The organism is Bacteroides sedimenti (genome assembly GCF_040365225.1).
Lineage (GTDB): Bacteria > Bacteroidota > Bacteroidia > Bacteroidales > Bacteroidaceae > Bacteroides > Bacteroides sedimenti.
The window spans coordinates 514,763-529,782 of the sequence record NZ_AP028055.1 but is presented as its reverse complement, the minus strand read 5'-3'; the positions used below and the strand labels follow the sequence as shown (position 1 = coordinate 529,782).

Sequence of the window (15,020 nt, the reverse complement as noted above, 5' to 3'; positions counted from 1 at the left end):
TTATTCCTCCTCTTCGTTATATTCTAATTCATTGAAAAAATCGTTTATCTCAGCTCTCAATCCTTGAAACTCCTCTTTTAGCATCTCAGTATATAGCAGCGTCGCAAGAATTTCGCTGTCAAGGTTAGATGGTGTGTACCCGTACTCCTCAGCAATCTTGAGAGACCTATTAAGTGAGGCGTCGTGTTCAGCAAGGAAGTTAATTGCTTTTGTAGAGTATATTATTTCGCCCTCACTTTCGAATACGCCGTTATCATTTAAAAGGCTTTCTATTGCGTCGTATGCGTCTTCATGGGTCACATTATCTATTACGTTCTCAATATCTTCATCAGTTAGATGGTCATTTACGCATATATCTGTTGACAGGTCTTTAAAAAACTCTCTTACTTCATTAATTACATTTGTTTTCATAATCGTATTGTTTTAAGTTATTTAATCAATTTGTTTCTATCTATAGCGGCCGCCCCACCTATGAGGCACGCCGCGATTATTATAATTTCAATCATTTCTTTTTATCCTTTCTATTACTAGCACTATGAGAATACATAGCGCCCATAGTGCTATAGTTACCTTTATTGCTGTTTCCATATTACATTAAACTTTTCATATAACGAATCTATAGGATATGTGGTCATGTGTTCCACTATGTAATAAAAGGTTGTGTACACCTCTGCTGTTAGGGTAATACCTGACTTCTTATTTATGATTGTTGCAGTTCTCATATTAGTATCGCTTTAATATCTATAACTCGTATATCTCAATTAGCCACACGCATATAACGGGAAAGTGCTTCTTCAAGAAACTCTTAATCTCCTTTTTACTAAAGTCTGACTCTAGTAGTACATCTATTAAGTCCGATGTAGCCACGTCGCCCGACTTGCAAGCGTTGTACAATGCTAATGTGCTTTCTGAAAAGTGTTCTAATCGTATCATAACCGTATGCTTTAATAGTTAATATTCTGTTAGACCGATAAGGCGTCTTTGCCTTAATGCTTTGCAATGTTAGTAAGATGTTTCTAACCTTGCAAGCGTTTATACAATCTTTAACCTTTGCGTTTCTTAGGGCTTTTGCGCTTTGCGCCTGATATGGCTAGCAATAAGGTGCGCAAATACGCTGTAAAGGCTTGCTGTAGGGAGTTGTAGGCTGTTTGCCTATGTAGTAACTAAGTTCTTAGGAGGTGAGCCAAAGTGGTGTATTAGTGGTTAAATATGTAGTAATGTTTTACGTTAATGAGAAGTGCAAAGGTGCTGAAACAGCTTGGTGGTGGGAATTCCCGGTGCTTCGTTGGAATCTTTGTAAGGATTTGTGAATGGGGGGGAGGGTTTTTTGAAACGAGCGACCGGGGTCGGAAACGCACCCGCCCCCCTAGTTACACGCGCGGAGCATTTTTGGGCGGTGGGGGTATCGGCTGGAATCAGCATAAAGTAATATTTAAATACATATCTATGAGGGTAAGGGGGTGCGCCCCATGCCTAAAATCTGTGCCACTTATCAGAAATACAAGTGGCACAGCTGGCACACAAGTGGCACAGAGCATGAAAAAGTTGTGCCACTTGTGCCACTTGTGTGCCACTTATTTTTCAGCTACTGGAACAGCTACAGCCCCGACTAGCAAAGGGTTTGAGTATGGTTGTGCCACTTGTGCCACTAAAAAACAGCAAAAACATTTTTTAACTAAATAGGCTTTTTTTGTAAATATATAAGAATTACAAGCCCCTATATACTGCCTAAATCGACCAAAATAAAAGTTTCGCGATTTTTAGTGGCACAAGTGGCACAAGTGGCACAACGCTACTTTTTCTGGCTTGCAATACAGCGTAATTTATATTTACAGTAAATTCTATAGCCTGTTCTAGCTAAATATATGTGTTTTTATAACTTTTCTGCTAAAAGTGTACGCCAAAACACCGCTTTTCAGGAATATATGTAGCAACCATAATCTAAAAACAAATATGAGCAAGAAGAAAAACAACGAAATAGAAGAAATCGCTGACGAAATACGCGCTGCTCTTAAAGCGGAGGGCGCGTACTCAGAGCTTCTGGAATGCGCCATAGAAGATTACGCGCAGATTAGATACATGAAAAGTGCAGCTTTAGCGAGCATTAAGTCTAAAAAGGACTTGGTGGTATCGGAGAAGACCCGCGAAGGGCATACCCGAGTTAAGATTAGCCCTACGGTTGGCTTGGTAACTTCTCTCGTAGAACAGAGTAGAAAAATGTTAATAGAGCTAGGTATGACTGCTAGAACTGCTTCCGCGCAGGAAGGAGACGATGTAGACGAATTAAGCAAGCTCGTTAACGGTGCGAAGGAGGGCGTATGATACAGCCGGATGCACAACTGATGCGCGAGCTTAAAACGGAAACTGTATCTAGGCTGGAGTCCATTGCCGTAGGCAGGTACAACCTAGAAGCTACCGACGAAAGGTTACTCGAATACGTACAGAATTGCATCTCTGACCCGGACGGACATAATGTATATGAACTACTATCCATACTCCGCTTTTTCTCGTTTCTGGATAAGTACGAGTTCCGGACTGGAGATGTTAAAGCCTTCATTCTCTTTTACGAATACCTGAGATTCTCGGGAGTCAAAGGAGCTACTCGGTACAAGCTAACTCCAGTACAAGTTTTCCAGTTCGCAAACATAAAAGGATTTTACTATCCGGGTACGCCTAAAAGAGTAATCCGGGATGCTTTGCTTTTTGTACCTAGAAAATTTTCTAAGACAACCTCCGTAGCGGCTCTTGCCATCGAAGACCTTTTGTTCGGAGATGCGAATGCTCAGGCATACACAGCAGCTAACGGCTATAAGCAAGCCCAGATATGCTTCAACGAAATTAAGGCAATCCTTAGAAGGCTAGACCCTAAGTTCCGAAGATTCCGGATTAATCGCGAGAAGGTGTATAACCTGTGTAAAGGCAGAACCTCTTTTGCGGAGTGCCTTTCTTCCAACCCGGACAAACTGGACGGATTGAACGCTTCTACTGTTATCCTTGACGAGTTCGCACAGGCCGATAGCGCAGACCTTAAAAACGTTTTGACCTCCTCTATGGGAGCTAGGCTAAATCCTCTTACGATAATCATTACTACAGCCTCTGATAAGTCGGAAGCCCCTTTTACTGAAATGCTTAAACACTACAAGGCTATACTTCGCGGAGAGATTGAAAACGACTCCGTATTCGCTCACATTTTCGAGCCGGACGTAGACGACGCAGAGGACGACCCTAGAACTTGGCGAAAGGTTCAGCCCCACATGGGGATAACCGTTTATGAAGACTTCTACCAAGAGCAATGGAAGAAAGCTCAGATATCAGCAGAGGACATGAAGGAGTTTAGAAACAAACAGCTAAACATCTTCACAAGCAGCATAGCTAGAGAGTGGATAAGCAAAGACCAGATAGAGGAACTGTATTTGGATATTCCAGAAGAAAATCTGGAGGGCTTAACTGGCGTAGCGTCTGTGGACTTATCAGTATGCGACGACTTTTCGGCTGTTTCGTACACCCTGTACATGCCGCACAGATACAGGAATGGTAATCTTTGTCCTTTTCACTCCATAACGGAATACTATTTCCCCGAAGGACAGCTGGAAAACCACCCTAACCGAGAGCTGTACAGAATGTGGATAGAACAAGGGCACTTGAAAACGTGTAAGGGGAATGTAATTGACTACGAACAAATAGCCAACGACATTCTGAGTAAGCCTTACGTCCTCATGGGTTTGGGCTATGACAGCTACAAGTCACTGGAGTTCGTGAAAATAATGGAGGTATCTGTCGGAAAAGACTACCTGTACCCTATTAGTCAGACTTACGGGACTTTCACCTCTCCAGTGGAGAGCATTGAGCTGACTGTTAACCGAAAGCAAATGACCTTCGACCCGAACCCTATTACTGCGTATTGCTTTGCTAACGCTGTGGTGGATGAAGACCGTATGGAGAACCGTAAACCCATAAAGGTATCTCATAACCTTAAAATTGACGGGGCTATCACAAACACCATGAACTTTTACCTATTGAATAACGTAAAAATGACAAAATAATGAAACTATTTGGACTAGAAATCAGCCTTCGCAGAAGGCGCGACGCCCCGGAGTTGCGGTACATATCCTCTGACGACCCCTTCCTCAACGAGTATTTCGACTTGATAGGCTCCGGAGCTGCTAACAATATAAACGTTACCAGCGGAGATTCCGCCATGAGCCTAGCAACTGTTTTCAGGTGCGTATCTATCCTGTCAGGGACTATAGCCTCTCTACCACTAGAGATACGGCGCAAGAAAAGCAGACACTATGAGGTAGATACTGAACACGAGTTATACCCTATATTCTCTTGGATGGCTTCCGGGAGGCAAACCTTTTACGAGCTGCTAGAAAACGCCATCATTGAGATGTACAACGAGGGTAATGCCTACATTCTCATAAAACGGAAGCGCGGCGAAGTATCGGAGCTTGTGCTATGTAACCGAGGCTCTGTGAACTATGACAAGTTTACTCATACATATCGCATTCACGACTGGGTTAACGGTATTAATGGAGTGTACGAGGCTTGGCAGGTTATTCACCTGAAAAACAAGAGCATTGACGGAGGCTATACGGGAGTATCTACAATCTCCTACGCAGCAAGGACAATGAATGTAACCGCCAATGCCGACCAGCAGACCTTGAATGAGTTGAAGGGGGGCAATAGGATGAAAGGTTTCGTAACTGGAGGGGATATAGCTTCCGGTATGGGTAAGTATCAGGATAAGCAAACCGACATTGTTAAGGAGCGCCTGAAAGCCGAACTGGCAGCGGGGGAAAACATTATGAGATTGCCCGCCGGGGTAGACTTCCGGCAGCTATCTATCACTCCCGCAGACGCGCAGCTTTTGGAAACAAGAAAATTCTCAGTGTTTGAGATATGCCGCTTCTACGGGGTTCACCCGGATAAGGTATTCGCTGAGGCTTCGTCTAACTATAAGGCAAGTGAAAACAGTCAGGTATCATTCTTGACAGACACGTTGCAGCCAGTTCTAGCTAAGATTGAGGCGGAGTTCTCCGCAAAACTAATACCTAAAAACCTAATAGGCAAATATCGTATCAAATTCGACATCTCGGCTCTGTATCAGGTAGACCTAGACACTAAATCGAAATATTACAAACAAATGCAGGAAATCGGGGCATTCACCACAAATGAAATCCGGCAAAAAGAAAACCTACCTCCCGTAGACGGTGGGGATATAGCTTTTGTTAGCTGTAACATTGCTCCTATTGACTCTGCAAAAATACGAGGAGAGAAGCCAGAAGATTCGTCCGCTGAGGGTAAAAAAGAGCCTCCGGAAAAGCCTATTACGGGTAAAAACGAAGAAAAAGATAAAAAAGTAGAAGAAAATGAGGCTGAAACCTAAAAAAGTGTACGCCAAAACACACCTTTTCGGGAATATAGGTAGAGGCTATTAATCACTTAAAATCAATAACATGGAAATTAGAAGTTTTGACGGCCTAGCCGCCCCAAAAATTGTGGACGGGCGAACCGTTGAGGGCTACGCTTTGGTGTACAATCAGCGCTCTAAAATCATGTATGACGAGAAGGAAAGACGAGTTTTCCATGAAATCATATCAGATAAGGTAGCCTCTCCGGAGCTACTAGAGAGAAGCGACGTAAAAGCGCTGATTGAACACAACAGAGAGAGGCTTTTAGCCCGGTATAACAAAGGCGTAGGAACTCTCTCGCTAGAGTTCGACGACCACGGACTTAAATACAGGTTTGAAGCCCCAAACACCCCAGATGGGGACTTCGCTCTGGAGATGATACAGCGAGGGGATATATCAGGTTCGTCTTTCGCTTTCAGGTCTTACAAACCCGGTTCTTACTCTTGGACTAAGGAGGCAAACGGAATTTGGCTAAGAACAGTAAATAAACTGGATAGCCTACACGACGTTACCATTACCGCAGACCCGGCGTATTCCGGGACGGAGGTTACTGTAAGAAGTATCACTGAGCTGGACGAGGAAGAACATAAGGAGGACGATTCCTATAAGGAAGAACTACAAAGATTAAGAAGTTTAATTTAACACACAACCAAAACATGAAAGAACTTTTAGACAAAATTGCTGAGTACAAAGAGCAGATGCGCGCCTTACTTGACAAGGCCGAAACCGAAAAAAGAAGTCTCACTGCTGACGAACAAGAAGCCTTCGACGCCCTGAGTAATAAAAAGGATATGATGCAGCGCCGCTTGGACTGCCAGATGGACGAAACTCTGGGAAGTGAAGTAGACATGAGAGCTGTTTTCGCAGAAAACGTTACTCGCGCGGTAGAGTCCGGACAGAGAACGTCTATCGAATTACGCGCCTCTGCTCCTCTCACTAGCGCGTCTGTGGCAGACACTATCCCCATCGTGTACAAAGACGTTCTGGACGCATTGACTCCAGCCCTTGTACTCGAGCAGCTGGGAGTACCAATGCAGACTAATGTACAGGGCGAGCCTTTGTGGCCGACTGTAGCTGGAATTGAGGCCACTATCGAGGGTGAAAACGCTGAGGTTGCAGACAGCACCTTAGAATTTGGGAAAATCAAAGCGAGCCCTAAGCGTCTTGCTGTGTCTGTCCCTGTTTCTCGCAGAGCCTTTAACCAGTCAAACTTGAACCTGTACGGTATCGTAACCAAGCAAATTGGTTTAGCAGTTGCTAAGACCCTTAACAAATGGTTCTTCAATACGGTAGATAGAGTGGTAGCTGGAACTACTGGAGGCGCATTCAATAAGGCAGCAGACGTAGAGTTCGTAGCTGACGCTCCTACTTTCGCAGAGATTGTAGAATTGGAAACTACCGTTATGGACGCTAACGTAGACGCTACCGGGGTAGGTGCGTATATCGTTTCTCCGTCTATGGCTGGTCGCTTGAAATCGACTCCGATTGAAGCTGGTAGTACAAAAATGATTCTGGAGAATGGAGAGATGAACGGCTATCCGGTTAAGGTAACTAACCTAGTTCCAGCGGGTCATGTTCTGTTCGGATTCTTCGACTACGCTGTAATTAGCGAGTTCGGTCGTTCTGAGTTGATTCTTGACCCTTATACTGGGGCTAAGAAAAATCAGGTAAACTTCGTATTAAACGGCGACTTCGACCAAACTATCCTTCGCCCAGAAGCCTTTGCAGTGGGTAAGGTTAAGGTCGCACCTTAATAGCCGATGTACGTAACTATAGAGGACATTAAAAGGCAGGTTAACGTAGATTTTTCTGAGGACGACATCTATATCGCAGACTTAATAGAGACTGCCGAGGCGGCTGTAGCCAACATGATTAACACTGGCTTAGAAGATTACGTGGTCGTAGAGGAGCAGTCAGGCGAAAGTAAACTCGCCGCACCTCTACGCCACGCTATCAAGCTGGTAGCTGCTAACCTGTACGAAAACCGGGAACCCGTAAGCTATGCAAAGGCAAGTAACGTAGCTTTTACCCTGAGTTTTCTAGTTATGCCCTATGTAAAATTGACATAGCCATGAGAGCAGCCAGTTTAAGGGAGTTCATTGAGTTCCTAGAACTAAGAACTACGCAGGGCGTGTCAGGAGAGTATAAAAAAGAGTATGTATCAGTATATAAGTGCCGAGCGTATTTAAGGAAATCAGCACCATCGTATGACAAGGACGGAGTAGATGCAATGGAACTTTTTAAAGGAGTTTCACGCACTTTTCAGATTCGCCGAAGCGATAAAGTCAACGAAAAGCAGGTGCTAGTTTACGCGGGAGACCGATACGAAATACTAATGATACAACCTAACGCAGACGACAATTCGCTGCTAATTCAGGTTAGAAAAATCAATAAATAATGGCAAATGAGGTAAGCATAGGAACTGAAATACTAAACCTTAACCAAGTATATGACGTAGTTAGCAAACTAAATAATATCGAGAAGGATAAGGCTATTAAGTACGCACTCAGGAGAGCCGGAGGAAAGCTAGTAGCTGGTGGAAGACGCCGACTAAGAGGCAGGATGAAGGATAGCGCCGGGGTGTCAGGTAACTTGCTGAAATCGTTTAAAGTTAGAGTAAAAAGACGTAAGCTAGGAGCTCTAGCAGGCTTTAGCCAAGACTATGACGCCTACAAAGTTGGCAAGGATGGATACGGAAGCCATGCGTCGCTAGTAGACAGAGGTTCGAAGAAGGAAAGATTCTGGAAAAAAGCGACCAAGAAAGGAATACCTAAGAGCACCGGATGGATGCCAGCCCTTAGTTTCTGGACGGACACTTTCGAACAAGACGGAAAACGAGCCGTAACGTCATTAATGGCTAACCTAGAAAGAGCAGTTGAGAGAATAATACAAAGGAGATAATATGGCTCTTAAATCAACTAAGTTCCGGATAAGCTCTGCTGCCCGGGATATACTAATGGCCGACACTACGGTCAGAGCGCTAATAGGCTCTCGAATATTCCCATGCGTAGCCCCGGAAGACACTGACGAAGACTTCATACTGTACTATAGAGATAAATATGCAGTAGAGCAAACTAAGCAGGGGATATACATGCAGACGGCTACAGTTATGTTTGCAGTAGTCAGCAATGGCTATGAGAGGTCGCAGGAAATTGCCGAGGCCATATTTATAGCTCTTACTGAGTCCAATACGGCTACTAGGTTTGAGCTAATAGATTCTACAGAGGACTACTCAGATAAGAAGTACGTCCAACTTTTACTTTTTGAAATTCAATAATTTAAAGCATTAATAAAAAATGGCTAATACTTATGAAGAAAGCACTGACCTTTTGAGAGGTGAGGAGCTGCTACTATATGTTAAGTCGGGTGAAAAATATATCCCGATTGCCTTTGCTTCCAGTCACACCTTGTCATTAAGCGCCGATACTATCGACACTACCAACAAGTTTAGCGGACAGTGGAAGACCGTTATCGCCGGACAAATCGGATGGCAGGTATCGGCTGAGTCTCTTGTATCAAGAACTACAGGTCACATGAGCTACCAGACTTTGGCTAAGCTAATGGCAAAAAGACAGCCTATCGAGGTTGTGATGGCCGAGCCTAAAGCTACGCCGGGAGAACTTGACGACGAGTTCGCAATGGACGAAACTAAGAAGTGGAACGCAGGAACCGCTTATATCACCTCTCTTGACAAGAAGGCTGATAAAGGAGCTATCTGCTCTAGTTCCATCACTTTGCAGGGTACTGGGGCTCTTAAAGACTCCACAGGAGTAGCCTTAGACGAAGCTGTATAAAGGCTCTGTTCATAGTTTATAAATATCCACAAAAAGGGGCGGGTGAGAGTTAATCGCCTGTCCCTTTTTCTATTTAAAGATAACACAGCATGATAGATAACCTAAAACTCAATATAAGAGCCATAACGCTAGCAGAAAATCTTATGGGGGCAGCCTTTTCAGACTTCGACTTTTCAGACGACGAAACTAATACGACCCTTCTGTACGCTATGGCTGTATCTGGAAGTGACAGCCTTTTTACGCTCAACACCTTTAAGGTTCTCATGGGAAGTAAGAAGCAGAGCGACCGCATCTTTAAACAAGCAGAAAAGGCAATGGCATACATGGCTCAATTTCAGAAAGCCGTAGAAAAATCAGCTAACCCGGACGATAAAACTCCTACTTTACGTGTGGGGGAACTTGCTACGTACATAATCATACATGGCGGGCTAGACGCAAAATACGTGATGTTCGACATGGACGTGCACGAGCTCCCATTATACATAAAGGCGCTAGAGAGCAAGAAGCGCGAGCAGATGGAGGAGCGTAGGTTATGGACTTGGTTTTCTATTCTGCCACATGTAGACAGTAAAAAGCTAAAAGAGCCCAGCGACCTTATCACTTTTCCGTGGGAGGCCGACGCTAAAAGACAAGAAAATCTGGCTAAACTAGAAGCTGATGAAGACAGATTTAACAAATTCATAAAAACGGAAGGAGGAATAAATGGCTAGATTATCATTTTCAATAGCACTTAATTTTCTTACTGAAAATTTTAGGCGAGGCGCTACCAGCGTTCAGAGTTCGCTAAGGAATATTCAGTTCCAAGTACTAGCGATGGGCGCGGCTCTCGGAGCTGGGGGTCTAGGTCTGTCTAACTTAGTCAGCCGTATGATAGAAACCGCCCGGGAGACTAATAGAGCTCGCGTAGCTCTTAGGAATATATCAGGAACGATGGCGGGATATGTTAGAAATCAAGAGTTTCTGATAGACCTAGCGAAGCAATATGGGCAGGAGCTTAACGTTCTAACCGGAAACTACGCCCGGTTCTCAGCAGCCGCTACCAGCGGGGGCGTAAGCGTAGCAGACCAAGAGAAGATATTTACAGCTATTACAAGAGCTTCAACAGCTTTCGGTCTTTCGGCCGAGGAGTCTAACTTATCATTCTTAGCTATTACTCAGATGATGGCTAAAGGTAAGATTAGTTCTGAGGAACTTAGACGGCAGCTGGGAGAGCGTATGCCTATTGCTATGGAGGCTATGGCAAGAGCCGCAGGGGTAAGCATTCAGCAGTTAGACAAGCTCCTGAAAAACGGGGAGCTGTATGCTAAGGATATCCTCCCCAAGTTCGCGGAGGAAATGGAAAAAATGCTCCCGAACGTAAATACGGACAACATAGAGACCAGTTTAAATAGGCTAAAAACAGCATTTATAGAGTTTACCGATAATACAGGGATTGGGAACGCTTATAAGACCCTTATAGATGGCATAGCTAAAGGAATGGAGTATTTGCAAAATAATCTTCGTACCGTAGTAAGACACATAGCAGCTATAATTACGGGGGTGTTGATAAATAAGGGTCTGAAAGAAGTAGTGCTGTGGATTGCTAAAATTGGAAGGTTGGCTGAAACAGAAGCTATCAAAGGGACAAAAGGGGCAGCTAGGTCAGCAGCTAAGTTACAATTTGAAGCTAATAAGACTGCTAACGTATTTTCTTTTGCCCTTAACAGGGTTAAAATAGCTTTGAAAACCGCATTTGTTACCACGGGTATAATGGCTCTCATAATGCTAGTTACCGATTTTATATTCGGATTAATTGAGGCCGAAAAAGAAGCGAATGCTATTAGGAGCATATTTTCTGATTATCAGAAAGAATTAAAGGCTGTTAATGGTGGAGAAGAAGCCGCCAAGCTAAAATCTTTGCTAGCCATAACGCAGGATAAAGAGCAAACTCATAAGGACATAAACGCCGCTCAGAGAGAGTTAATGAAGATGCTAGGGCTAGAGAAAGCGTCTCAGGAGGAATTAAACAGAGAAGTGGCTAAAAGAGTAAAACTTCTGGAGGCTACTGCAAAAGCTGATTTTTATGCCAGAAGTAAGGTAGAGTCAGAGGCAGAGCTTAACAGAATTTATGCAAAGTACGGAGGGGAAGGTAAGTTAAATGCCAGATTTTTAGAAGGGGAGAAATTCGCTAGTAGTGATTCTTATAACGCTAAGTTTTTCTGGGACGCTAATAAGGAGCTATTCAATGACATGCAGAAGGCTATACAGCTTAGGGCAATAATGAAGGACGCTGACAAAAATTTAGGAGCAGCAGTACTTCAAGCTCAGGAAGACCCTATAAAGCCTAAGAATACTGAAGACGCGAAGGATAAAACAGACTTGCAAAAAGCTGAGGAGAAGTACGCTAAAGAGATGGGCGAACTTAATAATCAGATTGCTATCCGGGCTATAAAGGAGGAAGAATATAATAAAGCGGTCGATGCCCTTAACAAGAAGACTTACGAGGAGATAGCCGGATTACTTGGGAAGAATGCTCCTAAGAACGCCACTTTCAAAAAGGCTAAAGCCGGAGTCGATAATCCTCTGACAGAAGCGGAAACAGAGCTAAGTAAAATCCAGAAGGAGTATGCCGAAGACTTACAGGAGTTAAGGGTACTTAAAGACAAGGGGTACTACACTGAAAAGGAGTATAACGAAGAACTCGCGTCCCTAGCTGATAAGACGGCTAAGTCAGCAGGCGCTATTTCGGATATAGGAGCTGAGGGAGAGGATTTTGTCCGATACCTCATAGATATGAAAAATCAGCTTAAACCCATAGAACTCCCAAAAGCAGATGCCAGAGACACGACCCTCGACTACAAGAAATCTGACAAGGACAAACTAAGCGAAGAACTTAGCATACAGGAGAAGTTAGTAGACGAATGGAAAAAGCTGAATGAGGAAACTGGAAGATTTTCGGATGAACTAGACAAAGCTATTAGTAAATCTAAAAGTACGAAGGACGCTCTTAAACTTGCTGAGATTAAAGAAGACATAGCCGAGTACAAAAAGGACTTGATAGGAAGCGCAGACGACGGGGTTAGGGCATTTTACCAGCTAGGAAAACATATTCAAAGTGCATTTGAAACGCTAAGAGACCCGGATATCTCGGGTTTGGAAAAGCTGTTTATGCTTCTGGAGGCAATAAGTCGAACCTACGATGGAATTATGACTATCGTTAAAGCTGTACAGACATTTGAGTCAGCTTCTACGGCTCTCGCAGCTGCAAAGCAAGCAGAGACTGTACTAGACGCTACTAAGGCAACTACCGAAGTAACTGGGATTGAAGCAGTAAGCGCGGCTAAAACAGCCGCTGATTTAGCGGAAGTTACAAGTACTACGGCTAAGAGTACAGCAGTAGTGGCAGCACTAGGAGCAGAGCAAGTGGCCGCACAGGCTTTAATGGCCGCAGCCAGTACAGCCGCTTACGCAGGAATACCTTTCGGTGGAGTAGGATTAGCTGCTGCTCAGATTGCCGAAATGAAAGCCCTTATCATGGCAGCTTCTATTCCCATGTTTGCAGATGGCGGTATCGTTGGAGGAAACAGCTTTGAAGGGGATAAGGTGTTAGCCAGATTGAATAGCGGCGAGATGGTTCTTAACAAGGGTCAGCAAACCAGACTATTCGACGCTCTTAACGGTAAGTCAGCACTGGGGGCTAATTCCCCTTCTGGGAAAGTAGTCTTCGAGATATCTGGCAAAAAGCTGCTAGGAATTTTAGAACAAGAAACTAAAAGAAATATGAGAACATGACATATAACTTAATGTACACAGTGCCTTTCAGGTCATTAGCTGGGGTGCAATACGAAGTGAAAGTGGAAAGTCTCGGGTATCAGGGAGAAGCTGTGGAATTGGTAGGGGGCGAAACGCCCTTTACCAGTGAAACAGATGAAGACGACTTATACCTTCCTATGAGGTTGTCTAAAGCTACTCTATCCGTTTACGGAAGCGACTACCTACAGAGCCTATATGCTTCTAACCCGCAAGGGGTCAGAATAAGGCTATATAAAAATGGTATGCCCGAGTGGTATGGGTTTCTTACGCCAGATACGTTTAGTCAAGACTTTTCTAACCCAGAGTTTATATATGACATGGAGTGCGTTTGCGCCCTGTCTACTCTGAAATATAAGAAGTTTAACCGGACAGAAGAAACGGTCACATTTCTACAAATTATTCAGGATGCCGCTTTCTTGGCTGGGTATAACTCCATCTATGTTTCCTCCGCAGTGCATATACCCGAGACGGGAGAACTCATAGAGTCAGCTACAATAGCTACCGCTAATTTTTACGACGAACTAGGGGAAGCAATGACCTACTACGAAGTCCTCGAGGAAATAGCTAAGTTCATGGGGTGTACTTTTACGGTATATAAGGACGCTATATGGCTGGTGGACTATGCGGCTATCAGGAAAGGTATTAATACGTATAGGAAGTACACAGGTGCTGAGAAGGTAGATTTAGTAGTATCGGACGAAAAAACTATTCAGGAGTTAGGGTATAAGGGAACTGGGGCTACTTTGAGTAGAATACCGGGGAAGAACAAAGCCTCTGTGAGCTGTTCCTTGTATGAGATGGATAGCGTTTTACCCGAGTTCGACAATGAACAGAGTACGTACCTCTCAATGGTGGAGTTTGATAAGACCTATACGGAGAATAAAAAGAGTTCTACGTATAAGGGGATAATTAGGTACTATGAGCAGCCTAGATTTAGTTTTTACAAGTCCGTAGAAAATGCTAAGGGCGGGTACGACTGGGTAGAACATCACGGGAGCGTTGTACCTGAAAAGTTAGGTTCTTGCTTTGTTAGAACGGCTTCGTATAATACCGAAAATACGCCTAGCAAACTAGATTTTGCGGACGAGGTTTTGATTTGTACAGCGAAGTACGGTACGCATTGGATGGCTGTAGATAGACCAGTAATTAAGATAAAAACTACCCGAAGCATAGTAACTAATTCAAATGTGTATCTGTGCATAAACTTCTCGGTAAAATTCGTACCAGATGGGGAGAGATTTGCGCACCCATCTGTTACAAACGGGTGGACTTTTGCGGGTACAAAGAATGTGCGTTGCATTCTCAGATTAGGGGAATACTACTACAATGGTACTAGCTGGCAGACAGGTATAACTACGTTCCCGGTTGCCTTAGATACAAAGAAAGGAGACCCTATATCTAATAGGTACTACCCTGTTAAGAACACTAACAATTATACTCTGGGTATAGGTGACCTTTCCGGCAGGATTATACAGTGCCCGCCGTATATAATTAATGGCGAGTGCGAATTGACAATATGCGACATGGATAAAGAATACCCCGGTTCGCTGCCTTATTATGAATATCAGTACATAAAGGGAATATCACTCGACTATGCTATTCCTGACGCTAGTACGGTGTATAGTGATTGGGTTAAAGACGGAAGCAAGAATGATGTATCGTATGAGAACCTTATTAGCGACGACTATGTAGAGGAAGCCGACGAAATAGACTTAAAGATATGCACCAATACGGACAGTAAACTTTGCCTCAGTAGTGTAATGGCTAACAGGCAGTACCTACAGAATATCCGGTCAGAAGCATTGAATAAAGAAGGAATTGCGGAGGAACTCCTTATAGAGAGAATGGTAAGTCTGTTTAGTAAGCCTAGATACCAGATTGACCCTACAGTCACAAACTCGGTAAAGCCTTATTCTCTGCTTACGGACTTATCTCTGCCGGACTCTCGGTTCTTAGTAGCTGGAGGTGCGGAAGATTATAAAATGGACTCGGTAAGACTTAACCTTATAGAAATGTAATT

Annotated in this window: 15 protein-coding genes; 13 read left to right on the top strand and 2 right to left on the bottom strand. The window is 43.8% G+C overall.

The annotated features are described in order from the left end of the window. Both ABWU87_RS01985 and ABWU87_RS01980 read right to left on the bottom strand, forming a co-directional pair. Window positions 1-411, bottom strand: a complete 411-nt coding sequence (locus ABWU87_RS01985) for a hypothetical protein (protein ID WP_353332792.1) — start codon at window positions 409-411, stop codon at window positions 1-3. A gap of 330 nt (window positions 412-741) precedes the next feature. Beyond that, window positions 742-933 carry a hypothetical protein gene (locus ABWU87_RS01980; protein WP_353332790.1) on the bottom strand — a complete coding sequence of 64 codons (192 nt, stop codon included), beginning with the start codon at window positions 931-933 and terminating at the stop codon, window positions 742-744. A gap of 1,020 nt (window positions 934-1,953) precedes the next feature. Here ABWU87_RS01980 and ABWU87_RS01975 point away from each other — a divergent pair. From ABWU87_RS01975 to ABWU87_RS01915, 13 genes are all read left to right on the top strand, one after another. Then, on the top strand, window positions 1,954-2,322 hold the full coding sequence (locus tag ABWU87_RS01975; RefSeq protein WP_353332788.1) for a P27 family phage terminase small subunit: 369 nt from the start codon (window positions 1,954-1,956) through the stop codon (window positions 2,320-2,322). After that, window positions 2,319-4,043 carry a terminase TerL endonuclease subunit gene (locus tag ABWU87_RS01970; protein WP_353332786.1) on the top strand — a complete coding sequence of 575 codons (1,725 nt, stop codon included), beginning with the start codon at window positions 2,319-2,321 and terminating at the stop codon, window positions 4,041-4,043. Before ABWU87_RS01975 ends, ABWU87_RS01970 begins: the two co-directional genes overlap by 4 nt. Before the next feature lie 53 nt (window positions 4,044-4,096). After that, window positions 4,097-5,389, top strand: a complete 1,293-nt coding sequence (locus tag ABWU87_RS01965) for a phage portal protein (protein WP_353332784.1) — start codon at window positions 4,097-4,099, stop codon at window positions 5,387-5,389. A gap of 70 nt (window positions 5,390-5,459) precedes the next feature. Then, complete coding sequence (locus ABWU87_RS01960; RefSeq protein ID WP_353332782.1) at window positions 5,460-6,056, top strand: HK97 family phage prohead protease; 597 nt, start codon at window positions 5,460-5,462, stop codon at window positions 6,054-6,056. A gap of 14 nt (window positions 6,057-6,070) precedes the next feature. Next, complete coding sequence (locus ABWU87_RS01955) at window positions 6,071-7,168, top strand: phage major capsid protein (protein WP_353332780.1); 1,098 nt, start codon at window positions 6,071-6,073, stop codon at window positions 7,166-7,168. Window positions 7,169-7,174: 6 nt separating this feature from the next. Continuing rightward, complete coding sequence (locus tag ABWU87_RS01950) at window positions 7,175-7,483, top strand: head-tail connector protein (RefSeq protein ID WP_353332778.1); 309 nt, start codon at window positions 7,175-7,177, stop codon at window positions 7,481-7,483. A 2-nt stretch (window positions 7,484-7,485) separates the two neighbouring features. Further along, window positions 7,486-7,812: a phage head completion protein gene (locus ABWU87_RS01945; protein WP_353332776.1), complete on the top strand. Its 327-nt coding sequence runs from the start codon at window positions 7,486-7,488 to the stop codon at window positions 7,810-7,812. Continuing rightward, the gene (locus ABWU87_RS01940; protein WP_353332774.1) at window positions 7,812-8,315 is read left to right on the top strand and encodes a hypothetical protein; all 504 of its coding nucleotides are present in this window, start codon (window positions 7,812-7,814) and stop codon (window positions 8,313-8,315) included. Before ABWU87_RS01945 ends, ABWU87_RS01940 begins: the two co-directional genes overlap by 1 nt. 1 nt (window position 8,316) lies before the next feature. Continuing rightward, window positions 8,317-8,691, top strand: a complete 375-nt coding sequence (locus ABWU87_RS01935; protein WP_353332772.1) for a DUF3168 domain-containing protein — start codon at window positions 8,317-8,319, stop codon at window positions 8,689-8,691. Between the two features lie 19 nt (window positions 8,692-8,710). Further along, window positions 8,711-9,208, top strand: coding sequence for a phage tail tube protein (locus ABWU87_RS01930; RefSeq protein WP_353332770.1), 498 nt, complete (start codon window positions 8,711-8,713; stop codon window positions 9,206-9,208). A gap of 143 nt (window positions 9,209-9,351) precedes the next feature. Then, window positions 9,352-9,918 carry a hypothetical protein gene (locus ABWU87_RS01925; RefSeq protein WP_353332768.1) on the top strand — a complete coding sequence of 189 codons (567 nt, stop codon included), beginning with the start codon at window positions 9,352-9,354 and terminating at the stop codon, window positions 9,916-9,918. Between the two features lie 157 nt (window positions 9,919-10,075). Then, entirely contained in the window at window positions 10,076-12,979 is a 2,904-nt protein-coding gene (locus ABWU87_RS01920; protein ID WP_353332766.1) for a tape measure protein, read from the top strand. Next, the gene (locus tag ABWU87_RS01915) at window positions 12,976-15,018 is read left to right on the top strand and encodes a hypothetical protein (protein WP_353332764.1); all 2,043 of its coding nucleotides are present in this window, start codon (window positions 12,976-12,978) and stop codon (window positions 15,016-15,018) included. Before ABWU87_RS01920 ends, ABWU87_RS01915 begins: the two co-directional genes overlap by 4 nt. Window positions 15,019-15,020 lie beyond the last annotated feature (2 nt).

What these genes read in the sequence shown, in the direction of transcription:
- ABWU87_RS01985 (WP_353332792.1), bottom strand. Translation starts at nt 411, where the DNA reads ATGAAAACAAATGTAATTAATGAAGTAAGAGAGTTTTTTAAAGACCTG.
- ABWU87_RS01980 (WP_353332790.1), bottom strand. Translation starts at nt 933, where the DNA reads ATGATACGATTAGAACACTTTTCAGAAAGCACATTAGCATTGTACAAC.
- ABWU87_RS01975 (WP_353332788.1), top strand. Translation starts at nt 1,954, where the DNA reads ATGAGCAAGAAGAAAAACAACGAAATAGAAGAAATCGCTGACGAAATA.
- ABWU87_RS01970 (WP_353332786.1), top strand. Translation starts at nt 2,319, where the DNA reads ATGATACAGCCGGATGCACAACTGATGCGCGAGCTTAAAACGGAAACT.
- ABWU87_RS01960 (WP_353332782.1), top strand. Translation starts at nt 5,460, where the DNA reads ATGGAAATTAGAAGTTTTGACGGCCTAGCCGCCCCAAAAATTGTGGAC.
- ABWU87_RS01955 (WP_353332780.1), top strand. Translation starts at nt 6,071, where the DNA reads ATGAAAGAACTTTTAGACAAAATTGCTGAGTACAAAGAGCAGATGCGC.
- ABWU87_RS01950 (WP_353332778.1), top strand. Translation starts at nt 7,175, where the DNA reads ATGTACGTAACTATAGAGGACATTAAAAGGCAGGTTAACGTAGATTTT.
- ABWU87_RS01945 (WP_353332776.1), top strand. Translation starts at nt 7,486, where the DNA reads ATGAGAGCAGCCAGTTTAAGGGAGTTCATTGAGTTCCTAGAACTAAGA.
- ABWU87_RS01940 (WP_353332774.1), top strand. Translation starts at nt 7,812, where the DNA reads ATGGCAAATGAGGTAAGCATAGGAACTGAAATACTAAACCTTAACCAA.
- ABWU87_RS01935 (WP_353332772.1), top strand. Translation starts at nt 8,317, where the DNA reads ATGGCTCTTAAATCAACTAAGTTCCGGATAAGCTCTGCTGCCCGGGAT.
- ABWU87_RS01930 (WP_353332770.1), top strand. Translation starts at nt 8,711, where the DNA reads ATGGCTAATACTTATGAAGAAAGCACTGACCTTTTGAGAGGTGAGGAG.
- ABWU87_RS01925 (WP_353332768.1), top strand. Translation starts at nt 9,352, where the DNA reads ATGGGGGCAGCCTTTTCAGACTTCGACTTTTCAGACGACGAAACTAAT.
- ABWU87_RS01920 (WP_353332766.1), top strand. Translation starts at nt 10,076, where the DNA reads ATGATAGAAACCGCCCGGGAGACTAATAGAGCTCGCGTAGCTCTTAGG.
- ABWU87_RS01915 (WP_353332764.1), top strand. Translation starts at nt 12,976, where the DNA reads ATGACATATAACTTAATGTACACAGTGCCTTTCAGGTCATTAGCTGGG.